At 69.9% G+C, this 23,721-nt stretch carries 17 protein-coding genes and 2 pseudogenes; 15 read left to right on the top strand and 4 right to left on the bottom strand.

The genetic code is table 11. From position 1 onward, the window contains the following. Window positions 1-43 precede the first annotated feature (43 nt). Complete coding sequence (locus ABZ312_RS37980) at window positions 44-502, bottom strand: nuclear transport factor 2 family protein (protein ID WP_500328245.1); 459 nt, start codon at window positions 500-502, stop codon at window positions 44-46. A gap of 664 nt (window positions 503-1,166) precedes the next feature. On the opposite strand from ABZ312_RS37980, the gene ABZ312_RS37985 reads away from it, so the two are divergent. From ABZ312_RS37985 to ABZ312_RS38005, 5 genes and pseudogenes are all read left to right on the top strand, one after another. Then, a complete protein-coding gene (locus ABZ312_RS37985) occupies window positions 1,167-2,069 on the top strand; it encodes a LysR family transcriptional regulator (RefSeq protein WP_500439682.1) in 903 nt (300 codons plus the stop codon). Between the two features lie 1,071 nt (window positions 2,070-3,140). Then, window positions 3,141-3,614: pseudogene (locus tag ABZ312_RS37990) on the top strand (VOC family protein). 252 nt (window positions 3,615-3,866) lie between these two features. Beyond that, entirely contained in the window at window positions 3,867-5,357 is a 1,491-nt protein-coding gene (locus tag ABZ312_RS37995) for a dihydrolipoyl dehydrogenase family protein (RefSeq protein WP_500439683.1), read from the top strand. A gap of 417 nt (window positions 5,358-5,774) precedes the next feature. Continuing rightward, the gene (locus ABZ312_RS38000) at window positions 5,775-6,971 is read left to right on the top strand and encodes an epoxide hydrolase family protein (RefSeq protein WP_500439684.1); all 1,197 of its coding nucleotides are present in this window, start codon (window positions 5,775-5,777) and stop codon (window positions 6,969-6,971) included. A gap of 493 nt (window positions 6,972-7,464) precedes the next feature. Continuing rightward, window positions 7,465-8,073: an RNA polymerase sigma factor gene (locus ABZ312_RS38005; RefSeq protein ID WP_500328250.1), complete on the top strand. Its 609-nt coding sequence runs from the start codon at window positions 7,465-7,467 to the stop codon at window positions 8,071-8,073. Window positions 8,074-8,090: 17 nt separating this feature from the next. Here ABZ312_RS38005 and ABZ312_RS38010 read toward each other — a convergent pair whose 3' ends face one another. Continuing rightward, window positions 8,091-8,570, bottom strand: a complete 480-nt coding sequence (locus ABZ312_RS38010; protein WP_500328251.1) for a MarR family winged helix-turn-helix transcriptional regulator — start codon at window positions 8,568-8,570, stop codon at window positions 8,091-8,093. A gap of 417 nt (window positions 8,571-8,987) precedes the next feature. On the opposite strand from ABZ312_RS38010, the gene ABZ312_RS38015 reads away from it, so the two are divergent. From ABZ312_RS38015 to ABZ312_RS38030, 4 genes are all read left to right on the top strand, one after another. Next, on the top strand, window positions 8,988-9,962 hold the full coding sequence (locus ABZ312_RS38015) for an alpha/beta hydrolase (protein WP_500439685.1): 975 nt from the start codon (window positions 8,988-8,990) through the stop codon (window positions 9,960-9,962). 1,001 nt (window positions 9,963-10,963) lie between these two features. Next, window positions 10,964-13,744 carry an ATP-binding protein gene (locus ABZ312_RS38020; protein WP_500439686.1) on the top strand — a complete coding sequence of 927 codons (2,781 nt, stop codon included), beginning with the start codon at window positions 10,964-10,966 and terminating at the stop codon, window positions 13,742-13,744. Between the two features lie 86 nt (window positions 13,745-13,830). Then, entirely contained in the window at window positions 13,831-14,547 is a 717-nt protein-coding gene (locus ABZ312_RS38025) for an alpha/beta hydrolase (protein ID WP_500439687.1), read from the top strand. 176 nt (window positions 14,548-14,723) lie between these two features. Continuing rightward, window positions 14,724-15,077 carry a hypothetical protein gene (locus ABZ312_RS38030; protein WP_500439688.1) on the top strand — a complete coding sequence of 118 codons (354 nt, stop codon included), beginning with the start codon at window positions 14,724-14,726 and terminating at the stop codon, window positions 15,075-15,077. Between the two features lie 355 nt (window positions 15,078-15,432). Here the strand turns inward: ABZ312_RS38030 and ABZ312_RS38035 are convergent, their stop codons facing one another. Further along, a complete protein-coding gene (locus ABZ312_RS38035; RefSeq protein WP_500328256.1) occupies window positions 15,433-15,696 on the bottom strand; it encodes a hypothetical protein in 264 nt (87 codons plus the stop codon). 472 nt (window positions 15,697-16,168) lie between these two features. Here ABZ312_RS38035 and ABZ312_RS38040 point away from each other — a divergent pair, with 472 nt between their 5' ends. The 6 genes from ABZ312_RS38040 to ABZ312_RS38065 all read left to right on the top strand — a co-directional run bounded on the left by ABZ312_RS38040 (window position 16,169) and on the right by ABZ312_RS38065 (window position 22,600). Continuing rightward, on the top strand, window positions 16,169-16,843 hold the full coding sequence (locus tag ABZ312_RS38040; RefSeq protein ID WP_500328257.1) for a hypothetical protein: 675 nt from the start codon (window positions 16,169-16,171) through the stop codon (window positions 16,841-16,843). A gap of 269 nt (window positions 16,844-17,112) precedes the next feature. Next, window positions 17,113-18,138, top strand: coding sequence for a helix-turn-helix domain-containing protein (locus ABZ312_RS38045; protein ID WP_500328258.1), 1,026 nt, complete (start codon window positions 17,113-17,115; stop codon window positions 18,136-18,138). A 573-nt stretch (window positions 18,139-18,711) separates the two neighbouring features. Beyond that, window positions 18,712-19,728, top strand: coding sequence for a helix-turn-helix domain-containing protein (locus tag ABZ312_RS38050; protein WP_500439689.1), 1,017 nt, complete (start codon window positions 18,712-18,714; stop codon window positions 19,726-19,728). A gap of 213 nt (window positions 19,729-19,941) precedes the next feature. Further along, window positions 19,942-20,304: a hypothetical protein gene (locus tag ABZ312_RS38055; RefSeq protein ID WP_500358463.1), complete on the top strand. Its 363-nt coding sequence runs from the start codon at window positions 19,942-19,944 to the stop codon at window positions 20,302-20,304. Window positions 20,305-20,543: 239 nt separating this feature from the next. After that, window positions 20,544-21,923: a sensor histidine kinase gene (locus ABZ312_RS38060; protein ID WP_500328261.1), complete on the top strand. Its 1,380-nt coding sequence runs from the start codon at window positions 20,544-20,546 to the stop codon at window positions 21,921-21,923. Further along, entirely contained in the window at window positions 21,920-22,600 is a 681-nt protein-coding gene (locus tag ABZ312_RS38065; RefSeq protein ID WP_500328262.1) for a response regulator, read from the top strand. Before ABZ312_RS38060 ends, ABZ312_RS38065 begins: the two co-directional genes overlap by 4 nt. Here ABZ312_RS38065 and ABZ312_RS38070 read toward each other — a convergent pair. Continuing rightward, window positions 22,583-23,281: pseudogene (locus ABZ312_RS38070) on the bottom strand (phosphatase PAP2 family protein); the annotation flags it as partial. The gene ABZ312_RS38065 and the pseudogene ABZ312_RS38070 overlap by 18 nt on opposite strands. Between the last annotated feature and the right edge of the window lie 440 nt (window positions 23,282-23,721).

Below are 23,721 nucleotides of genomic sequence, written 5' to 3' on the forward strand. Positions count from 1 at the left end.
GGAGTTGTCGTCTCAGGGACGCTGCGCGGGCCAGGCCCCGGGGTCAGGCGTGTGAGGTCCGGCTGTCGACCCAGTCGATGATCAGTGCGCGATCGTCGAATTGCCAGGTGCCTTCGACGCGGACGAATACGTCGAAGTATCGGATTGCCATAACCATGAGTGTGCGTTCACCCTCTTGCTCCGAGAGGTGATGTGCGAGGCAGTAGGTTTCGCCGGTGGCACGATCGCCGTCCACGGCGATCGTGCTTTGACCGTTGAGGTGGGTCGTCGCAGTGTGGTTTTTCAGGCTTTCAAAGGCGTTCTGGAGTTCGGTGCGTCCGTTCAGCTCCACGTCCGGCGAAGTCGTCGCGGGGTCGCCGGAGTAGGTAGCGAGATGGGCGTTCTTCGTGAACAGTGCAGCTTGCCGTGCGGGTTCGCGTCGGTCGGCGTGGTGGGAGTAGGCGTCGACGAGTTCGCGGATCGCGATCCGGTCGCTGAGTTCTTGAGGAGTGCGAGTAATCATGGTGCGACTTTCTTGAGTAGCGGTTGACAGGCAGAAGCGTGTGGCGCTTCCTGAGGCTCGGTTCGACGCGGGGTGCAGCGCTGCTCACGCGGCAGGGCACCTGGTGGCCGGCGTTCCACGCTCGATACGCCGTTGCTGCCGTTGCGGCACGGGCACCAGGGGCCGCACAGCGCACCGGACGTGATCCAACGAGCTGCGGCGTGGCCGTGGTCACAAGGGACCGGCGAGGTGGCTGAGCAGGCCCGGCAATCGGAGAGTGACGTGGCGGCCCCGGTCACGACCGGAATGTCGAGCGGCTGAGGGGCTCCCAGGTTGCGATGCCGGTTGTCGAACACGGACAGTGTTGTCGTGACCGCGACAAGGTGGAGAGCGGGCCCCTTACGTTCGGCATCACTGTGCTGACACCATCACCGCCGGTGTGCGCAAAATCGGCAAGCCTTTCCGACAGCGTGCAGTGACCATCCCCCAGTCGCCGGGAGGCCGGTGTTGCCAGGGCATCTCCCGGCCGATTCCCACCAAGCAGCCCGTGATCGACCAGCCGCTTTCCTGTGTGCCGCGTGTCATTCCTGTGTCCTTCAATCCGGCATTCACCGAGGTCAATGGTTGTCTCGGGGCCTCGTGGCCGTCCAACACCGATTACCTGTCGCGGTTGTAAGCTCTTCCTGTGACACCTGATCTTCGGCAGCTGAGATACTTCGTCGCCGTCGCCGAGGAGTCCAGCTACACGCGTGCCGCCGACCGCCTCATGATCAGCCAGCAGTCCCTTTCCCAGCAGATAAGCCTGCTCGAGCGGATGCTGGGCGTGAGGCTCTTCGACCGCGGCACCCGGGGCACCAGCCTGACCCCGGTCGGAGCCCTCTTCCTTCCTGAAGCCCGCGCGGTACTGGACCGGGCCGACGAAGCCATCGACGTCGTGGCACGGGCAGCGCGCGGCGAGATCGGCACCCTGCGCCTCGCCTTCCTCGCCACCACGACGAACCACCTGCTCCCGCCGGTGGTCCGGGCCGTACGACAACGCCTGCCGAGTCTGACGCTGTCGACCGAGGAGACCACGATCGCACCTCTGATCGACGGCCTGCTCAAGGGACGCTACGACGTCGCATTCACCCGGCCTCCGCTGGTGGACGGCCTGAAGACGAGGACGCTGGTGGTCGAGCCGGTGTGCGCGGTCCTGCCCGAGGACCATCCGCTCGCGGGGCGCACGGAACTCGCCTTGGGGGAACTGGCGGACGAACGCTGGGTGCTGACACCACGCAGCTCGTGGGAACCCTGGCACCAGGCATTCGACAGCTCCTTCCGTACGGCCGGCTTCACCCCCGACGTCGTTCATCGGGACGCGAGCGTGCAAGGGCTGCTCGGCCTCGTGGCGGCCGGCGTCGGGGTGACGCGCCTGGCCCGGTCAGCAAGCAGTCTTCGCCGCACCGGTGTGGTGTTCGTACCGCTGACCGGAGAGTTCGCCCCCACTGAGATGGTCTGGTCGCCCGGAAACACGTCACCCGCATTGAGCGGGCTACTGCGCGTGGTCACGGACATGGCCGCTTCCACCGACCTCACCGAGTCCGGCTGACTGGCGCAGTGCCGGGGGCTGACGTGGGTTCCACGTCCGGCGATGCTCTCGTACACCAGGAGTCTGCACCCGGCGATGCAGACGGAGCCTGATGCTCTCCGGCACGGGGACGAAGCGGGGCTGTCGGCGGCCTGTCCCGGGGTGACGATGATCGATGCTGGCCAAGGCCCCTGTCCGCCGGTCCAGAACCGCCGGATCACGCCCTCGGACTGCTGCCGCGGCCACACGGGGCGGGCACGGACCGTACGCGCCGGTCGGCAGGTACGACCGATGAGCCCGTTCCTCACAGGCCAGGCACTCGCGGCACGCAAGAAGATCTACCGCCCGGACCCGCCGCGAAGGCGTAGTCCGCAGACCGATCACGACTCGATGCGCGTCCTGGTCGTCGGCGGGACGCTCGGCGTCGACAAGACGGCCGCTGGGTGTACGAATGGCGGTCACCTCTTCAATCCCGGTGACCACGACGGGCGTTGCCGGATCGTCGTACACCGTCCCCAGGTGCTCCCTGGCGTGAACGCCGTCTCGAGGTACCAGGTGGCTTCCGGGCCGGCCGCAGAGCCAGGCAGCCAGACCGCAGGTCAGCGCGGGCCGGCCTGGGGAATCAAGCCGAACGACTTTGAGATCACCTGCGCAAAGAGCCCACCCACCCGCCGGCTACACCGAACGCGCCGACGGCCGGATGCACCGCACACAAGGGGCCCATGTGACGTCAGGGGTCAGTGCTCACGGTCGCATGAAGGCGCGGGAAGGGTGTGCCGCAACGGGACGCATCCGCTGCGACCTGCGGAAACCCGAGGCATCACCGTCCGGTGAAGCACTTTTCGATCAAGGAAATACCTTTGACAATCGTTAAGTTTGCAAGCGTTGCTTGCGTCAAAGTTAAAGGTCGGGTACCTTTCCGGTGTGGGTCGGAGCCGGCGGTGATCGGCTGGCCCCCTTGCCTGATCGCATGCCCGTTGTGGCAGCCGGGCTGTATGCGCCGCTGTGCAGGCGCTCTCACATCGATGAACACATGACGCAGCGAGTGCTGCCCTTTCGACGTTCAGGAATCACCATCTGAAGGACGCCCCCATGGACTTGAAGCTCGAAATGGTCGTGCTCCCCGTCTCCGACATCGATCGGGCCAAGGCCTTCTACGAAGAGGCCGGCTTCCGTCTCGACGTCGATTGCACGGCCGGCGACGACTTCCGGGGTGGTGCACTTCACCCCGCCCGGCTCCGAGTGCTCGATCATCTTCGGCGAGGGGATGACCGGCATCCCCGCGGGCGCGTTCCAGGGCCTGTATCTCATCGTGTCCGACATCGACGAGGCCCGCGCAGAGCTACGGGCCGCGGTATCGCCGTCAGTGAGATCTTCCACGACGAGGGTGGTCTCCTCCACCACGGCCACCAGGGCGGCGGGTGCGTCCACGACGGTGAGGGCCAGCGGAGTATCACCGGCCCGCACCCCGAGCGCGCCTCCTACGGTTCCTACCTGGCCTTCAGCGACCCGGACGGCAACGGCTGGGTACTCCAGGAAGTGAGCAAGCGGCTCCCCGGCCGCTGAGCTCGCCCCAGCCCGGCCCCCCACCCGGTGCCGGACCGGGCTGTGCGGCCGCCGGTCCCCCCTGCCACGTCCGGCGCACCACCACCGGCACAACCCCACGCGCCCCGCCCCGGCGGCCATCACGGGAGTCCGCCGACGGGCTGCCCGCCCCCCCATTCGCTGCAGGCGACGGCGAGCGCGCGTGCCGGCAGTCAGCAGTCATCCGGGCCCTGCCATTTCCGACCCGATTCCCCCCACCCGTACGGAGCAGTGATGAACGAGACCACCCGCACTTACGACGTGATCGTCATCGGCGCGGGGCCGGTGGGCGAGAACGTGGCCGAACGCGCTCGTGCCGCCGGGCTGAGCACCGTGATCGTGGAGCGTGAACTGCTGGGCGGCGAGTGCTCCTTCTGGGCCTGCGACCCCAGCAAGGCGCTGCTGCGCCCGGTGGTGGTGCAGGCTGACGCGCGCCGGGTGCCCGGGCTTGACCGGGCGGTCGCCGGGCCTTTGGACGCCAGGGCGGTCCTGGCTCACCGCGACAAGATGGCCTCCTGCTGGAAGGACGAGGCCCAGGTCGGCCGACTGGAGTCGGCCGGCGTCGATCTGATCCGCGGCCACGGCCGTGTCGACGGCCCCCGAACCGTCCGCGTCGAGACCGCCGGCGGGGACCCGATCACGCTGTCGGCGCGGCATGCCGTGGCGGTGGCCACCGGCACCCATGCGGCTGTGCCCGCACTTCCCGGCCTGGACACCGTCCGCGCATGGACCAGCCGTGAGGCAACCAGTGCCGGCCAGGTCCCCTCACGCCTGGCCATCGTCGGCGGCGGCGTTGTGGCCGTCGAGATGGCCACCGCCTGGCAGGCGCTCGGCTCCGAGGTGACCCTGCTGGTCCGCGAGGAAGGGCTGCTGCAGCGGATGGAATCCTTCGCCAGCCGGTTGGTGGCCGACGGCCTGCGCGAGGCCGGCGTCGACGTCCGGTTCACCACCTCCGTGGCCCGCCTGGCGCGTGAGAACGGCGAGGTCCAGATCGCCCTTGCCGACGGCGGGCACGTGGTGGCGGACGAGATCCTTTTCACCACCGGCCGGGCCCCCAACACCTGGGACCTGGGGCTGGAGACGATCGGTCTCACCCCGGGCGACTGGCTGAAGGTGGACGACACCTTCCGGGTGACCGGCGTCGCCGACGGCTGGTTGTACGCCGTCGGCGACGTCAACCACCGCGCCCTGCTGACCCACCAGGGCAAGTACCAGGCCCGCATCGCCGGCGCCGTCATCGGGGCGCGCGCACGCGGCGAGGTGGTCGACGACACCCTGTGGGGTGCGCATGTGGCCACCGCCGACCACATGGCCGTACCACAGGTGGTCTTCACGCATCCGGAAGTCGCCTCCGTCGGCATGACCACTCGCGACGCCATCGGTTTCGGGCACCGGATCAAGGTGGTCGACTACGACCTGGCGCACGTGGCGGGCGCCCACCAGTACGTCCAGGGGTACCGCGGCCAGGCCCGCATGCTCGTCGACGTCGACCGTGGCACCGTGGCCGGCGTGACGTTCGCCGGGCCCGGCGTGGCAGAACTGGTGCATTCGGCCACCGTCGCCGTCGCCGGCGAGGTACCGATCGACCGGCTCTGGCATGCCGTGCCCGCCTTCCCCACGATCAGCGAGATCTGGCTGAGGCTGCTGGAAACCCACCGGGGCCAAGGCGCCAGGGCCGCCGGACGTGAGCGCCCAACGCCTTTGGCGTTCGCCGCCGACCGTTGATCACCCCGCGTTGCGCCGCCCCGCGCCAGGGACCCCTCCCGCGGACCTCGTCCCGCTCACCTGCCGCAGGATGCACGCCCTCCCCATACGCCGCGCCGGGCGACAGCTCGGCAAGGAACGCGCCGCCGCCCGCAGGTCGCGCATCGCGGGTCGCGGGTCGCGGGTCGCGTGACTGTCATGACGGTGGCTGCCGGTACCGCGTCACGTTACCTAGGAACGACGCCACCGCCGCCACGGAATCTAGGTCACGTTCCGGATTACCGCACTTACAGCCCGCGCCCATGATTGAAGTGCGCCGGAAACCGGGAGCGGGCCACACGGCCTCAGCCGACCGGCGGGATCTCGATTCGCGGAAATCTCGGCGACTTCGTGTCGCCCGCCTTTCTGCTCATTCATTTAGACCTTTGGGAGACCATCATGTCCGTCACCACCGACCGACACGCCATCCGCCCGTTCACCGTCCAGTTCTCCGAGGCGGAGCTCGCGGACCTGCGGCAGCGCATCCAGGCCACGCGCTTCCCCGAGAAGGAGACCGTCGAGGACCAGTCCCAGGGCACCCAGCTCGACACGGTGCGCAAGCTCGCGGAGTACTGGGCGAACCAGTACGACTGGCGCAAGGTCGAGGCGAAGCTGAACTCCTACCCGCAGTTCATCACCGAGATCGACGGGCTGGACATTCACTTCATCCACGTCCGCTCCAACCACGAGGACGCACTGCCGGTCATCGTCACGCACGGCTGGCCGGGCTCGGTCGTCGAGCAGCTGAAGATCATCGAGCCGCTGACCAACCCCACCGCCCACGGCGGCGACGCCTCCGACGCCTTCCACGTGGTGATCCCCTCGATGCCCGGCTACGGCTTCTCCGGCAAGCCTGCCGCCAAGGGCTGGGGCCCCGAGCGCATCGCCCGCGCTTGGGGTGAGCTGATGGAGCGCCTGGGCTACACCAAGTACGTCGCGCAGGGCGGCGACTGGGGCGCGATCGTCACCGACCTGATGGGTGCGCGGGAGCCGCAGGGCCTGGCCGGCCTCCACACCAACATGCCCAAGGTGATTCCGGCCGACATCGACGCCGCGCTCGCCAAGGGCGACCCGCTGCCCGAAGGCCTGTCGCTGTCCGAGGAGGAGCAGGCCGCGGTCGAGCAGCTCGGCTTCGTCTACCGGCACGTGTACTACGCCTACATGATGGGCGACCGCCCGCAGTCCCTGACCGGGCTCGCGGACTCCCCTGTGGGCCTGGCCTCTTTCATGCTCGACCACGACGCGAAGAGCCTGGCCCTGATCACCCGGGCTTTCAACGGCGTCGACGAGGGCCTGTCCCGCGATGACGTCCTGGACAACATCACGCTCTTCTGGCTGACCAACACGGCGATCTCCGCGGCACGTCTGTACGCGGAGAACACCACCTCGTTCTTCGGCATCAACAACGTCAAGCTCCCGGTCGCCGTCAGTGCCTTCCCCGACGAGCTCTACCAGGCCCCCAAGAGCTGGACCGAGCAGGCCTACCCCAACCTCGTCCACTACAACCGGCTCCCCAAGGGCGGTCACTTCGCCGCCTGGGAGCAGCCGGAACTGCTGGTCCGCGAAATGCGTGCGGGCTTCCGCTCGATGCGCTGACGCATCGGCCCGTGCCCTACCGCGTGCACAAGCCGTAGCCAGACGGGGCGGCCGGGCGGCTCGACACCGAGCTGCCCGGCCGCCCCGGGCCACCCGGGGGCCGTGGACTGCCCCACCGAAGCCCTGCGGGCGCCGCACACCACGCCCCTGCACCCGATCACTGCCCCGTGACCGCCGCACCGAGTGAGCGCAGCGGGCCGCCCCCTTCCGCCGAGAAGGGGGTCTGTTGTCAGTTTGGAGAACCACATGTCCTCAGCAACAGCGGTGCCCGGCGACACTGCATGCCTGCCGGCCACAACCGACCATGTCAAGGGCCGGCATCGGGGGAAAGCGGCATCCGAACGCCTGCGAGACCTCTGGCCGGCCGACACGGGCGGCACCGCCGCACCGCAGCGGCCCTCCGCGTACCAGGGCGGACAGGAACCGCTCCCGCTCCCGCATCGATCCCGTCCACCCGGTCAGGTGCACGGGCGAAGGCGACAGTGACAGCGCCGTGATCCGGCAGCCGGCCAGCAGGGAGACCGCACTCGCGCGGTTCGACCGAGAGGCCACGCCCTTCCTCGGCCGAATGTACGCAGCCGCGACAATCATGGCCTGCGGCCATGCCGATCCCGGCGACCTGGTTCAGCGCACCTACCAGCAGGCATTCCAGGCGTTCGAGACGCTGCCCGAGAAAGCCGGCGTGAGAGTCCGGCTGTTCCAGATCCTCGCCGACACCGCGCTCGACACCTCCGGCGACCCGAACCGGCCCGGGGACATGGTCTTCCAGCCCGCCGCACAACGCCCCCAGGAGGTCCCGTGTGAGCGGGCTTTGGTCCCCGACGACCACGCGGCCCGGGTCACACAGGCACTGGACCTGCTGCCCGACGAGGAAGTGTCCGCCGCGCTGCGGCGCCTGCCCGCCGAGGTGCGGATCGTGGTGTACCTGACCGACGCCGAAGACTTCAGCGCCGCCGACATCGGGCAGATCCTGGACGTCAGCCCGGGTAGTGTGCGATCACGTCTGCGCCACGGCCGGAGACTTCTCCTTGAAACGCTCACAGCCGCCGCCCAACGGTGCGGGCTCCTCGACGAACTGCGTGATCGCGTCCCTGCCAACTGACATCCCCTCACGGGGACTTAGCGGCTTGCGGTGACGTTCGCCGTCAAGCGCTCCAGAACAGCCTTGACATCCGCGGCCTCCGCCGCGGTGAGGCCCGCGGCCTGCCCGATCGTGGCCGGAATGACACGCGCACGCTTGCGCAGTTCCGCGCCCTGCTCGGTGAGGCTGATCTGCACCGAACGCTCGTCGTTCGCCTGGCGCTCGCGCCGCACCAGACCATGGGCCTGCAGGCGCTTGAGCAGCGGCGTCAAGGTGCCGTAGTCGAGTTGCAGGAGCTTGCCCAGCGATTTGATGGGCAGCGCCCCGTGTTCCCACAGCACCAGCATCACCAGGTACTGCGGATAGGTCAGGTCGAACTCTTCCAGCAGGGGCCGGTAGCGGTTGGTCAAGGCCCGCTGCGCCGCGTACAGGGCGAAACACATCTGGTCGTCGAGGAGCAGGCTGACCTCGTCAGCCTCCGCCGCCGGCCGCTCAGCGGCGGGCTGGTTCTCACTCATCGCAACTCCTGTCCGCACAATACTCGCGCACTAAACTGTACACCCCACAACTTCCACGCAGGCCATTATATTGCGCACACCTAAAATTGCGACGCTGGGTCGCGGGACCGGCGCGTGGAGTACACGGCGCCCAATGGCGCCAGCGGCCGAGAGGGCACTACCGAGGGCGCTGGTGTCACCAAGTGCGGCACGGGCATTCCGCGCCCCTTGAGGCAGGCCGCTTCCCAGCGGTACACGGCCGCAACCGGCGTCCACAGTCACATGCCCGATGCCGCGGGGCACGCTTTCGCAGTTGGATCGCAGGCAGCGTCTGTGCGTGCGCGGGGCGGGCCCGGGAGGCCGGCAGCGGACGCGGTCCGCTACACGTCCGCTCCCCCAGCCGGCACGGATGCCCTTCTCCCCCACCAGGAATGCGTGATGCCCCAGTACGTCCCCTTGCAGCAGCCGGTTCTCGAACCGGCTGCCCGCGACTTCACCGAAGCCACCGCCGCCCCGCCGTTCCCCTTCGATCTGGGACCGGCAGCAGGCCGCAGGGCGCTGGAGAAGGTGCAGGCCGCAGAGCACCACCACCTTGAGGTGGAGGACAGCTGGATCGCGGTGTCCGGCGGGCCGAAGGGATGCGTCGCGGTGCGCCTTGTGCGCCCGAGGCACGCTGACGGGCCGCTACCCGCCGTCTTGTACCTCCACGGCGGCGGCTGGGTCTTCGGGGGCACACGCACCCACGACCGCCTGATACGCGAACTGGCCGTCGGCACGCGGGCCGCCGTGATCTTCCCCGAGTACAGCCTTTCCCCCGAGGCCCGCTACCCCCAGGCGCTGGAAGAGTGCTACGCGGTCGCCCGATGGGCCACCCGCCACGGCAGTGAGCACGGCATCGACCCCACACGAATGGCCGTGGCCGGCGACTCCACCGGCGGCAACCTCAGCGCAGCCCTGACGCTGCTGGCCAAGGAACGCGGGGATGTCTCCTTCCGCCATCAGGTGTTGTTCCATCCCGTCACCGACGCGGACTTCGGCACACCCTCCTACCGTCAGTTCGCCGAGGGCTACTTCCTGCGCCGCGATGTCATGCAGTGGTTCTGGGACCAGTACACGACCGACGAAGGACAACGCGCACAGATCACGGCCAGCCCGCTGCGCGCCACCGCGCAGGAACTCGCCGGCCTGCCCCCGGCCCTGGTCATCACCGCGGAAGCCGACGTCCTGAGGGACGAAGGCGAGGCCTACGCCGAGAAACTGCGCACTGCCGGAGTTCCCGTGACCGCGACCCGCTACCAGGCGACCATCCACGACTTCGTCATGCTCAACGCGCTGTCGGCAACCGATGCGGCCCGCACGGCGGTCGCCCAGGCCGTAGCCACCCTCCGCCAGGCGCTTGGCACCGATATCTGACTCCAGGCGGGGGCCTGCGACGCCGTCGCGGTTTGCCACAGCAAGCGTTGCCTCACACAACCATCACTCGGCGTTGCCGCTCCGAGAGACCAAGCGAACACGGGACGGGGCCTCGCACGGCATGGCCGGCATGGCGGTGCTGCGGATGCCCGGCCGACAGTCCATCCAGCAGTCGCGCAACCGCCCTGGTCTCGTCGGGCACCGGGACCCGGACGTTCATGTCGCTACCGGCCACGGCGCCGCAACACCCGGCCGGAGGCGGCCACGGACCCGGCCGACGGTGACCAGACCACCGGGGAGGACAGCCGGCCGTCGCCGGCGACCGCAGGTCGCGCCGGCGGAGCGGGCTTGGTCCTCCGCAGCACCACATCCCGCGTCCATGTATTCTCCTAGTGCAAACGACGGTATGAACTAGTTCAAAGGTCTCTGAATATTTCTGTCTCGCTCTCCACTGCCGATGCGTACGCGGCCGCCGGCCGCACCGTGCCGACCCGGGGCCGAGGACGGACCTGCTGCGACCACGACCTGGTGCCCTCGATCCCCGATGCGGACCGCCTCCGCCGCGTTGCTCCCGTCCGCGACGACGCGGCGGCCGCGCCGCCGGTCCTTCACGCCGGCGCCGGTGAACGGCTCTGCGTGCACGGCCCCACCGGTTCCCCTCCGCCGGGCAGCACCGGAAGGGAGGCCGGGCTCCGCAGGCCGGGCCCGCCGGCGAGAGCCGGCACCCATCGGGCACCCGGGGTTGTCTGCGACCTCGACATGCCGGTCACCGGCCCAGGCCACCACGCCGGACGCTGACCGTAGTCCGCACACAGGCCCCGCCCCTGGCCGGCGAACGGCCGGCTGCGGCCGCACACCACGTCGGCCGGCACGCTCAACCGGCCCCGCCCGCCGTACCCCCGTCCAGGCGCTGCACGCCGGCCCCCGCGCCGGGCGCCGCCGGGCGGGCAGCCCTGCCCCATGCCCATCCCCTGGCTCACGAGAAGAAACGGAAGCAAGCAGTGATCGGTAGTGACTCTTCCCAGCGCGATACGGCCCATGCGCTGATCGGTCGAGACCGCGATCTGCACACGATCCGTGAGCTCGCGGGCCTGGGCACCGGAGGCGGAGCATTGCTGGTCTCGGGGGATGCCGGGGTCGGGAAGACAGCAGTGCTGGACGCCGTCGCGGCGGGAGCCCGCGCCGAGGGCGCCCGGGTACTGCGAGCCGCCGGTGTGGAGTTCGAGGCGAACTGCAGTTACTCGGGTCTCAACCAGGTCCTGTTTCCCTTCCAGCGCGAGATCGAGGATCTGGAGGTGCCCTTCCGTGACGCCCTGCGCGTGGCACTCGGCTTCGAAAGCGGCTCACCGCCCCAGATGCTGATGGTCTCCAACGCCGTGCTGCTCCTGCTGCGGACGGTCGCGGCCGGAGATCCGCTCGTCCTGGTGATCGACGACCTGCCCTGGCTGGACCAGGCCAGTGCGGCCGTCCTGGGCTTCGTCCGACGACGGGCGGTCGGCATCGGTGTGAGCTTTCTCGCCGCGTCACGTACCGGAGCGGCGAGCCTGAACGACTGCGGTGCCCTGCCCGAATACCGGCTGCAGCCGCTGGACGAGGAGTCGGCCGCCCGCCTGGTCGCCCACGCCTCCCCCCACCTGGTTCCCAGCGCCCGCCGGAGGCTGCTGACCGTGGCATGCGGCAATCCGCTCGCCTTGCTGGAACTGCCGTCCGCCCTGCCGGCCACGCCAGGGCCGGCAGTCGGCGACGTCCCGGCCGTACTGCCGCTCGGCCGGCGCCTGGAAACGGTGTTCGGCTCCCGCGTCACCAGCCTGCCCCAGCCCACCCAGCGCCTGCTGCTGCTCGCCGCGCTGGAAGGCGTCGGCGACCTCGGCGTCCTGCAGGCCGCCTCCCGGCAGACCGATGACGGCTACGACCTGGAAGACCTCGGCCCCGCCGAACGCGACCAGCTGGTCTACATCGACGAGGACGCACGACGGCTGAGGTTCCGCCACCCCCTCATCCGCTCGGCCGTGGTGGAGAACTCCACCAGCAGCCGGCGGCGCGCGGTCCACACCGCCCTGGCCCAGGTCCTGGTGGACCAGCCCGAGCGCCGGGCCTGGCACCTGGGCGAGGCCACCTTGGAGCCCGACGAGAACGTCGCCGCCCTGCTGGAAGACGCGGCGCGCCTCACGCTGCGCTGCGGCGACGCCATCGGCGGCATGCGCACCCTGCTCCGGGCCGCGGACCTCACACCGCCCGGAGCCGGCCGCAGCCGCCGCCTCGCCACCGCCGCCTACATCGGCGCCGAGGCCACCGGGTCGCTGCACAGCGCCCAAAAACTCCTGGACGATGCACGGCACACGGCCGCGGACCCCAAGAGCTCCCTGCACTCGGCCGCGGCCGCCGCCGTTCTCATCCTCAACAGCGACAGCGACATCGACACCGCGCACGCCCTGCTGGTCGACGCGATCGAAGCCGGAACCCACGAGTACGACGCCGCGGACAAGTCGCTCATCGACGCCCTGCACACCCTTGCCCTGGTGTGCTTCTTCGGCGCCCGGCCCGAACTGTGGCAGCCCTACCACCGCGCGCTGGACAAGCTGACCCCCAAGGCCCCGCCGGTGCTGTCCGCGCTGGCCAAGACCTTCTCCGACCCCGCCCGCACAGGCGCCGCCGCCTCGGGCGAACTCGACGAACTGATAGCACAGCTGACCGACGTCACCGACCCCGTCCAACTCCAGCGAACCGGCTCGGCGACCCTGTACGTCGACCGTCTCGGCGACGTCCGCGAAGCACAGTGGCGCATGGTCCGCATGGGACGAGACGGCGGCCCGGCACGCCGGCACATGGCCGGACTCATCCACCTCACCCTGGACGACTACCTCACCGGGATGTGGGACGAGGCAGCGCAACTCGCCGAAGAAGGCGTCCAGTTGTGCACCACCCACGGCTACACAGGATTCGCCTGGTACTTCCACTACGCCCAGGCCCTCCTGGCCGCCGCCACCGGCGAGGCCGACCGCGCCGACGCGGCAGCCGAGCAGGTCATCCACTGGGCGACCCGCCGCAAGGCGTTCGGCGCCGCCCACTACGCGCACCACGCCGCAGGGCTGGCGGCCCTGGGACGCGGTGACTTCGCCGACGCCTACGAGCACGCCACCGCCATCAGCCCCGCCGGCCACCTCGCCTCACACGCCCCGCACGCACTGTGGGCAACGATGGACCTGGTCGAGGCAGCCATGCGAACCAACCGGCACCAAGAGGCAGCCGCTCACGCCCAGGCCATGCGGGACGCCGGCATCACCGAACTGTCCTCACGCCACGCCCTGCTCACCCACGCCTGCACCGCCCTGACCACCACCGACGACAACCAGGCCCTGCAGCTGTTCACCCACGCCCTCGACGTACCCGGCGCCGGGCGGTGGACCTTCGACTACGCCCGCGTCCAGCTCGCCCACGGTGAGCGGCTGCGGCGTGTGCGGGCCACCACCGAATCCAGGGGGCCGCTGGCAGCAGCACTGTCCGCCTTCCAGCACCTGGGGGCCACTCCCTGGACGGAGCGCGCCGAGAGCGAACTACGCGCCGCCGGCGCAGCCAAGCGGCGGCCCGGCACCACCACACCGCACACGCTCACCCCCCAGGAACTGGAGATAGCCCGGCTGGCGGCCTCGGGCCTGACCAACAAGCAGATAGCCGAGCGCCTGTTCCTCTCCCACCGCACCGTGGGCGCCCACCTCTACCAGATCTACCCCAAGCTGGGCATCACCTCCCGAGGCATGCTCCGCGACGCCCTCGAGGCCTGACCCCCCTCGTCCTCTGCCTCCGCACACCACCCGAGCAGCAAACGGCAGGGCGGGCCCTGTCACTTCACCTCAGAAGGACCCAGCACGTGAGCACACTTCCCACCCTCGTCCTGGTCCACGGCGCCTGGCACGGCACCTGGTGCTGGCAGCCGCTGGCCGAGCAGCTCCCCGACCTCGACGTACGCACCGTTGCCCTGCCCAGCAGCGGACCGGACCCGGCGGCACTGGGAGGCCTGTACGACGATGCGGAGGCGGTGGCCAAGGCCATCGCGGTCGTCGGCGGACCGACCGTGGTGGTCGGCCACTCCTACGGAGGATGCCCCGTCACCGAAGCCGCCGCGGCAGCCGGCAACGTCGAGCACATGATCTACCTCAGCGCCCTGATGCAGGACACCGGCGACTCGGTCCTGTCCCTGACCGGCGGCGTCTACCCGCCCTACTGGGACGTGCACGAGGACCCCCAGGGCCACGCCGGCCACGGCTACTTCGAAGCGGCCCAGGCTTCGCACGTGCTCTACAGCGACGTCGAACCGCACCTGGCACAACAAGCCGCCGCCAGACTCGCCCGCCAGTCCCTCGCCTCGGTCACCCAGCCCCTCACCCGGGCCGCCTGGCGCACCGTACCCAGCACCTGCATCCTGTGCGAACAGGACCTGGCCATCCCGCTACCGCTCCAGCAAACCATGGCCACCCGTGCCCAGCGCACCGTCCGCCTGCACTCCGGGCACAGCCCGTTCCTCTCCCAGCCGGCCGAACTGGCCCGCATTCTCCGCCACGAACTCGCCCACCGGCCACCGCAGTAGTGGGCACCTGCGGTCCGGCAGACTCCGGCCGCCGTACCCGGCGATCTGGTCTGCGCAGGTCCGCACTTCCCCACGTCGCAACTATTCGGCCGGGTGTCACTCCACCCCGGTTTCCCCACTGGGTCCGTGAACAGCAAGCGGCTGTTTGCGCACGGGTGCTGCGGGAGTCGTCAACGGTGCTGGTGGATCTCAGCGACATGGAGTCCTCCCGTCCCGAAAGCATCCCGCAAGGTGTGGTCGTGGCGACCAGCATCGACTGGCGGCCGTGGAACGAGGCACTGAGCATGGTGAACCTCGTCGCCGACAAGGACATCGCAGAGGCGGCCCATGCCCTGGACGAGCAGATCTGGCGCGTCCACATCGCCGTCAAGCGCGGCCTGGCCCCCGATGAGGACTGGTTCGCACTGCGCTCGCGCATCATTGCCGCACAAGGCGACTTCATCACCGTTTCCCGCCGCAGACTGCCCCTGACAGGGGACCCACTCCCCCGGCTGTCCGGCAGGCCGGCCCCAGACGTCTGGACCCCATAGGCGGCACGGCCGGGGCCGACCGGCGCCAGCCGTACCCGCCCGATCGGGAGGTACAGCCTCGGCGGTGGTGACGGAGTCCTATCAGCGTCGGAAGTGAGGCTTGCGGTGAGCACCGCACCGGGCGATGTCCAGAACATGGAACGACGTCAGAGGTGTGCCGCTATTCCAGAATCCGAGCAGGTCGGTGCCGATGAGCTTCAACTGCCGCTTGCTCGCGAACGTGCAGGCCGGAGAATTATATGTGCAGGAAGCGGCGAAGACCGGCAAAGTCTGGCCCGTATTCGGCGCGGGTGGTGCCGTTGAACGTCTGGACGTCCCGGCTGCCGACCGAACGATGCCGGGCGTAACGCACGCACTAGATCACCAGTCTCCCGCCATCGGGCAGGTAGCCGATGACGTCGCCGCCCAGGCCGCCGGCGCCGCCTGCCCGGCGGACATCGGTGCAGCCATCCCGGCTGTACAGCATGGGCACGTACTCCTCGAATTCCTGGTCGGTCATCCCCCAGACAGCGTCCAGCGACTGAACGGCTTGTAACTGTGCCTGTTCTGCCAGTCGGATCCGCTCGGCAGGAGCCTCGCGGCGGCCGGCCCGCACCAGCCGCGCCGCCACCACAACCATGACCCACCCCCTCCCCCATTGCGGTCCCGGCCTACCCCAGGAGGACCGCGCCGACCACGGCCTCGACAGGGCCGGCTCCGCCGCCAGGAGACGCTCGTGCTGCCATCACGCGCACTTGCAAGAGGCGCAGACCCCTGCGCAGGCGCCGGCCAATCCCCTGGATGGTCACGCGCCCCAGTGCCCACGTTCGTCCGTCCGGCCACGAAACGGAGGCCGCCCCCACAACTCCGCGCAATTCCACGTGCCTTCGTGGCACCGGCGTCGTTGTAAAGGAGACCTCGAATAGTGACGGGGATCCAGTACCCCCAAGGGCACCGGTCACACTGCTCGACGGCTTCCTCGCCGCTCTACAGAGGCCCAACAAGGCTGCCACAAGAGGCTCGATACGCGCTGCCGGCACGCAACAACAACACACATTGACTCACGGGTAGGTACCATCCGGCAGCACCACCCCATACACACGAGGAGTGTCGTGACCGACAACAACACCATTCAGGACCGGTATGCGACGCGTCTCGCAGAGGACCTGGACAACAACGCCGGCGAACAGGAAAAGGTCCGCACGCAACTCGCGGAACTCCAGAACAGGCTGGCTCAGCTCGAGCAGGAGCAGGCGTGGCTGACCCAACTGCAAGGAACCGTGGCCGGCGCCTCAAGCGTGGTCGTGGAGGAAGAACCGGCAGGTGAAGCGTCTGCAGACAAGGCCGAAGAGCCGAAGGTGACGCCCACCGCCCAGCCAGTGCCCCGTCCGCGCGGGCGAAAGAAGGCGGCCGGTGAGCCAGCGCCCCGAAAGGCCGGTAAGAAGACGCCTGCCCCCAAGTCGGCCGGGAAGCCGAAGCCCGGCAGCTCACCGTCGAGCATGGAGCCGACGCTGCGCAGCCTGGTCGCGGACATACTGGCGGGAAGCAGCGAACCGCGCATGGTCAGTGAGTTCGTCGACGCCCTGGCCAAGCAGCACCCTCAGCGCGCCACGCCGAGCGCCCCGGTCGTGCGTAACACCCTGGAGGCGCTGGTGGCCAAGGGCCTCGCCGAACGCGCCCGCCGGCAGGGCAGCGTCTTCTACACCCCCATCACACCCCCGGCCACCGACGCCGCTCACGCGGCGGTCGCGTCCGGGGCCGCAGAACCCGTCCCGGCAACAGGCTGACCTCAAACGCGTGTGGCAGGAGGTCGCGGGCCTTCTGCCACGGGCTGGGGCGGCCGATCTTCTGCGGAGCACCGCCCTCCCCATCGAGGTTCACCCAGGAGAGCACCGCGAATCCGAGACCGTTCCCCATGCCCCGCGCTGCCGACCGCAAGGCCGCACGAAGATAAAGGTGTGCAATACAGCAAAAGCCGCAAAATGCAGCACTTGCCGCGGTACGGTGGAGATCTGACCCAGCGCGCAGCCCGCGACCGGTTCTGGAGGGAGCCCGCATGGCAGATCGACTCGACGTGGCGTCGCTGGCTCCCGGCGATCGCGCGGACGCGATCCGTGAATTCTCGTGGGCCATCAACGGCCGTATAGAGGTGGACCTTCCCCCGGACCCGCATCTCCTGAGGGCCAGCGCAACCACCAACGCGGTGGGGTCGGTGAAAGTCTCGGAGATCGGCTGGAACGTGGCCCGCCTGCGCCGTGCTACTGCCTCGGTGGACGAGGACTTCGTGCCGCACGTTCTCGTCCATCTCCAGGAAGCGGGCGTCTCCGCCTTCCACCAGGGAGGAAGGCGGGGTGTGATCCGGGCGGGAGATCTCGCGGTGCTCGAGAACGCGAAGCCCTATGAGGTCTTTTTCCACGGCACGATGCATTCGGTCCTCGTGCGCGTTCCCACGCACCTCCTGGGGCTGCGGCCGTCCCTGCTCGACGAGGTCACAGCTGTACGACTGAGTTCGCAGCGCCCCGTCGTGGGTGCCACAGCAGCGCTTTTCACCCGGTTGGCCCGCAACCAGGCCGCTGTCGGCGAGGCTGAGGCCGCCCTGTTCGCGCAGCCCTGTGTCGACCTGATAAGGGCTGTGGTCAGCATGATCCCGGGCCGTGACGATCTGGCCGGAGCACCTCTGAACAGCACACTGCTGTTCCGTGTTCAGGAATACGTCCGCCTCCATCTGGCAGAACCCGACCTGACTGCGGCACGTATCGCCGCCGAGCATCACGTTTCCGTACGGCAGCTCTACCTGACCCTGTCCCGAGCGGGAATCAGCCTCGGCGAGTGGATACGGACGCAGCGCCTTGAAGAGTGCAGGAGAGAACTCGCATCGTCGGTGCATCAGTTCATGACGATTGAGGCGATCGCCCACCGGTGGGGGTTCGCCAGCGCACCCCACTTCAGTCGGGTGTTCAAGGCGGCGTACGGTGTGAGCCCCCGCGAGTTGCGGTGGCAACCATGCGACAGGCAGAGCGGGCATTCACCGGCAACGGGGCCTTCCCGCCCGGGCACTTCGGCCTCATCTCGCGGACCGTAACTGGGCACGGCCGGCGGCGGAGAACGAGCCGCCCGCTGGAGCAGCCCGAAGCCACCAGGCACCCGCCCTGAAGGCCCGGGCACGTCGAGCGGACAAAGCGCGGCGCTGCCGCCTCTTTCACAGTAGGCAGCACACGGGTCGTCGCCTTGCCTGTGCGTGCACGATCTCTCCTTGCCCTTTCGTGCACGACATCAGCTCCGGTTCCCGCCCCAAGGAACCGGCCGCCGGAGTCCGGCCCATTTCTGCCGGCGGCACGTACCGCCGGCACCCGCGGGCCACGAGGATGAATACGCGCAACCTCGCTCAGCGCGATACCGAAATTACAGAGCGTGTCCTCCCCGCCTCCCGTCACGGCCGTGCGATCGAGGGGGCTCCGGCCAGGGCGGGTTACGTCCACGGAACGTGCAACGACCTTCGGAGTCGCACACGGCTGCACGGCGGGAATCCCGCACTATCCGGTTCGCACAGCTGCGGATATCCCACGGACCTGCCCGGACGGCCGCCGGCGATCGCAGGGAAAAATTACGGTGGCCGCAGAGACCAGATGCCTTCAGTGCCGTTCAGGAGGACATCGTGATCGAAGCATTCTGCACGGACATCCAACCGCCCGCCGAGCGGGCCGAGTACTGGAGGGACGCCGTACGCAGGGCGTTCATTCGCCTGGAGATCCGCACCCAGGGGCCGGCCGAGCTCCACGGGGCGATACGCCGGGCCTGCGTCGCCGGCGTCCAAGCGGGCTTCCTCGAGGCGAGCCCGCAACGGATGGCGCGTACCGCCCCGCTCATCGCCGCCGACGGCGACGGCGACGGCGACGGCTCGCTGATCGTGAGCCTGCAACACACCGGCGGCAGCGTCGCGGCCCAGGACGGCCGCGAGACACCGGTGGCCGCCGGCGAACTCGTGATCCTCGACAGCCGCAGGCCGTACGTCCTGGACTTCGCCGGCCCCGTGCGGCAGCACGTGGCCACGGTCCCACGGCAGCTGCTGGACCTCCCCGACGCGCTCCTGCGCCTGGCCACCGGCCGCACCTACTCCCCCGGCCACGGGATCGGCGGGATCCTCGCCTCATACGTCGACGGGCTCGTGACGACCACGGAACACTGCATCTGCGCACAGGACGCGAAACGCTTCCTGCGCCAGGGCGTCATCGACGTGCTCACCGCCCTGATCGCCCTGGAAGGCACCTCAGGGGAGCAGGCCACGGTGGAGCGGGCCCTGCTGCAGCGCGTCCGCGCCTACATCCGCACCCACCTGGACGACCCCGCCCTCTCCCCCGCGACGGTCGCGGTCGCGCACCACATCTCCGTCCGCTACCTGTACCAGCTCTTCCAGGACGAGCCCATGACCGTCGTCCGCTGGATCCAGCGCCTGCGGCTGGAGGCCTGCCGCAGGGACCTCGTACGGCCGGAACTCGCAGGACAGACGGTGGCGGCGATCGCACACCGGTGGGGCTTCGCCAGCCACGCGCACTTCAGCCGCACCTTCCGGGCGGTCTACGGTCTTTCCCCGGCGGAGTGGCGGCAGGCCGGCATCCCGCAGGCCGTACCCCAGCAGACAACCGGCCAACCAGCCCGTCAATCCGACAAGTGACAAACCCGCGGTCACCCGTGGTGCCCAGCCCGTCCTCACCCGACCTGATCTGCCGCGGGGTTGGCGCAGGAGGCAGCGGAGGTGCACCAGGAGGCGGTGCCTGTGCAGGACGGGGCGGCAACCGGCGCGAAGGCCGTCCGGCCCGGCTCAGCCCGCAACGGCGACCGGATCGCCGGTTGGCCACAGATGTGACGCCGGAGAGGTTCCGCCGGGGTGTTCGTCGATCCATTCCAGGCCGCCGAGGTCGGGGTGCGCGCGCGGGTGACGGCGACGCAGTCGAGGCGGGCGTCGCCGTCGCCGATCAGGCCGGGCAAGGGGTTTGCGTGCCCGTCCTTTTCGTCGCTGTCCCTGGACGGGCAGAAGTCGTCGGCGATCTCGGCCCTGGGGCCATTCGCGGCCCTTGAATGTGCGCGCGGGGGCCATCGTCACCTGCGCGTCCTGCACACCAGCCAGGCGGTTGACCGCGGCCAGGACGGCATCCGTGCCGTGGTGATCGACAAGGCCGGCCAGGGGCTCCAGGTCACCACCGGCGGGGTCGCGCTCGATGTGTTCCCTGCAGCCGGCGCCAGGAGGTGAACAGCACCAACTCGGGATGGGAGGTGCGGCGTCCGTCTTCCAGGGCGCGTGACGCCGGCGCCAGGGCACGCAGGGGCGGCGGCAGGAACGCGATCCAGCGCGAGATCATCTCCTGGATCGGGCCCGGAACGCCGCGCGTGCGCAGGTGAGGCCCGCCGGGCCGCGGCGGGCAATGCGACTTTCGGCAGTGTTGGCTGGCTCCGATTCTTCGTATCGTCGCATCCGTGAGGCGACGGATCATGACGGTTGTTCGCGGGATGGAGCTTGCGCTGCTCGCCGCTGCAGCGGGCACGGCGGGTCTGAGCGTGGTGAGTCTGTGGTGGGTGCCGGTCACGGTCGTGCTGTCGTGGGCGGCAGGATGTCTGCCGCGGTCGGTCCGCACAGCGGCGGGCGTGCTGACCGCGGCGATCGCGACCGGAGCGGTGGCCGTCTGGGCGGTGCCGTCGTGGATCACGCTCGGCGATCGGTTCGTCCTGGTGCTCGTGGGCGCGGCGGTGCTGCCGTGGTTCGCGGGCCGTTTCCGGCATCAGTACCGCGCGCTGGTGCGCAACGGTTGGGAACGCGCGGAGCAGTTGGAGCGGGAGCAGGAACTCATCGCCGAGCAGGCTCGGTTGCAGGAACGCGCCCGGATCGCACAGGACATGCACGACCTCCTCGGACACGACCTCAGCCTGATCGCCCTGTCGGCCGGCGCCCTGAAGCTGGCGCCCGGCCTGTCGGCGGAGCACCGGGACACTGCCGGCGAGATCCGGACCAGGGCCGGTGCCGCAGTGGATCGCCTGGGCGAGGTCATCGGCATCCTCCGGCAGATCGAAACGCCCTCTTCCCACGACGGCGTGGCGGACCTGGTCGACGGTGCGGCCGCCGCGGGGCTGGCGGTCACGCTGCTCACCGAGGGCGAGTGCGCGCAGCCGTCTCCCGTGGCCGAGCGGGCCGTGCACCGGGTCGTGCAGGAGGCACTCACCAATGCCGCCAAGCACGCGCCCAAAGCGGCCGTGACCGTGGTGATCCGGCACTCGGGTGCGGGAACGGAGGTCCGCGTGGACAACGATCGCGCTCCGAGTGCCACTACCGGCGCCCCCGGTGGTGGGCGCGGACTGATCGGCCTGGACGAACGGGTCCGGCTGGCAGGCGGGTCGATCACCTACGGCCCCCGTGAGGGGGGATTCACGGTCGTCGCCCGCATCCCTCATGGCCCGGGTGGTGTTCCGGCGGCGGCCGCCGCGACAAGCGGCCGCACAGGAGTGCCACAGGAACAGCGGCGCGCGCGCAGGCGTGTGCGCCGCACCGCGCGTGCCGCCGTGCTGGTGCCCGTCACCGCCGTCGCCCTGCTCGGTGTCGGCCTGCGGGGGTGGGACCTGATCCTGGTCCGTGCGTCGGTGGTGGCGCCAAAGACCTACGCCCGCATCCACCTCGGGCAGAGCCGCGCTGAACTGGCGGGCCTGCTCCCCGAAGAACAGGCCCCGCATCATGCGGCTGACGGCGCCTCGCCGGGCCCCGGTACAGGATGCGAGTATTACGCGATGACGGCGAACCCCTTCGACGACGATTCGGGCGACTTGTACCGGCTGTGCTTCCGCGGGGACCGGCTCGTCTCGAAGCAGGTGGTCACCCAGTGATCCGGGTCCTGATCGCCGACGACGAGCCGTTGATCCGCCAGGGAGTCCGGGCCGTGCTGTCCACCGCGCCCGACCTCGTTGTGGTCGCCGAGGCCTGCGACGGCCACCAGGCGGTGGAGCTGGCCCAACTCCACCGCCCGGATGTGGTGGTCATGGACATCCGCATGCCGGGCGTGGACGGACTGCGTGCCACGGCGGAGATCCAGCGCACCGTCCCCACGACCGGTGTCGTCGTGCTGACCACGTTCGGACAGGACGAGTACATCCTCAAGTCCCTCACCGACGGCGCCGCCGGCTTCCTGATCAAGTCGGGCGAGCCCGAGGAGCTGATCGCCGGTGTCCGCGCCGTGGCGGACGGCGCGGCCTACCTGTCACCCAAGGTCGCGGCCCGGGTGATCGCCCACCTCACCACGCAGGACGCCGGCACGCGCTGCGAACGGCGTGCCACGGCCCGCCGCCGTGTCGAGGCGCTCACCCCCCGGGAACGCCAGGTACTGGCCTTCCTCGGCACCGGGCTGTCCAACGGCCAGATCGCGCGCCGCCTGGGCCTGGCCGAGGGAACGGTCAAGGCTCACGTCAGTTCCATCCTGGCCCGCCTGTGCGTGGACAACCGGGCGGCGGCGGCCGTGGTCGCCCACGAGGCCGGCATCGTTGCAGCGGCCGAGGCGATCCCGTAGCGCGGCGGCTGCCCGGACCCCTAGCGGGGTCGCCACGAGCACCGTCGCGCCGACCACGGTGGCACCGACCACGGCACCGGCCGCAGCGTCGTGCGGATAGTGCACGCCCGCCGCCACGCGAGCCACCGCCACCACGCCCGCGAGCGGAAGGACGACAGCCGCCCGTCGGGGACGGAGCAAGGCCAGGCCGACAGCCAGCCCGGCGGCCAATGTGGCGTGATTGCTGGGGAAGGACCAGTCACCCGCTCCGGGGCAGTCGGTCACCGCCCGGATTCCGGTCACGGCACGACACGGCCGCTCCTCGTCCACCACCAATTTCAGTGCCTCGCTGACGGCATAGGCGAGGACGGTGCCGGCCCCGACCAGTACCGCCCCGGCAGCGGTCCGGACGTCGCGACGTCGCACGGCGACCGACCAGACCCGGACGAGAAGCAGCCCCAGAACGATCAGGAGGCCGCCGGCGACCGGGACCACCATCGAGCCCATCCACGCCGGAGCCTTCCCGACGGCGTCGTTCACCGCCCGGTACAACGACACCGACGCACCGTCGGTCACCTCGACGGGTCCCGCATCGCCCAGCCCGCCCGGGTACAACAGGCCGACGATCACCACGCCGGCGGCCAGTACCGCCATCGAACCCACCACACGACGGCCGGAGCCGTACCGAGATCTCGATTCCATGGGGCCCGACGCTAGGCACGCAGCTCCGCGAACACCCGGGCCGGACGGCCCCCTTCGACCCCCGACGATCGTCATGCTTGACATCGGCAGCCGAAGACGACGATGCCCCCACCCGGCCCCGGCTCTCCCCATCGGCGAGGTGCCGGCCGCGTTACCGACCCGCGTCGTGGTGACAAGCCGGCCTGCGGCCGCGGCCGAGCACTGAAGGCCCGCAGCGATGAAGGCGAGCAGTGGCTGAGCCCGGTACGGATTGCGCAGGGGCCCGGTTCAGGACCGTCCGCCCGTCCAGCCGCTTGCGCCCCCACGCGGCATGCGACAGCAACGGCCGCGCGAACTCCCACTCGGCATCCGACAGTTCATCGCGACCTATCACCGGACCGCGATCGGCCAGGCAAGATCGATTGACGACAGGCTCCCGTGGGCACCCAAGCCGGACACCG

The sequence above is a fragment of the Streptomyces sp. NPDC006207 genome, from assembly GCF_040613835.1.
Taxonomy (GTDB): Bacteria; Actinomycetota; Actinomycetes; order Streptomycetales; family Streptomycetaceae; genus Actinacidiphila.

Bases quoted from the DNA above. Each gene is read 5' to 3' on its own strand.
- ABZ312_RS37980 (WP_500328245.1), bottom strand. From the start codon at position 502: ATGATTACTCGCACTCCTCAAGAACTCAGCGACCGGATCGCGATCCGC.
- ABZ312_RS37995 (WP_500439683.1), top strand. From the start codon at position 3,867: ATGAACGAGACCACCCGCACTTACGACGTGATCGTCATCGGCGCGGGG.
- ABZ312_RS38000 (WP_500439684.1), top strand. From the start codon at position 5,775: ATGTCCGTCACCACCGACCGACACGCCATCCGCCCGTTCACCGTCCAG.
- ABZ312_RS38010 (WP_500328251.1), bottom strand. From the start codon at position 8,570: ATGAGTGAGAACCAGCCCGCCGCTGAGCGGCCGGCGGCGGAGGCTGAC.
- ABZ312_RS38015 (WP_500439685.1), top strand. From the start codon at position 8,988: ATGCCCCAGTACGTCCCCTTGCAGCAGCCGGTTCTCGAACCGGCTGCC.
- ABZ312_RS38035 (WP_500328256.1), bottom strand. From the start codon at position 15,696: ATGGTTGTGGTGGCGGCGCGGCTGGTGCGGGCCGGCCGCCGCGAGGCT.
- ABZ312_RS38045 (WP_500328258.1), top strand. From the start codon at position 17,113: ATGGCAGATCGACTCGACGTGGCGTCGCTGGCTCCCGGCGATCGCGCG.
- ABZ312_RS38060 (WP_500328261.1), top strand. From the start codon at position 20,544: ATGACGGTTGTTCGCGGGATGGAGCTTGCGCTGCTCGCCGCTGCAGCG.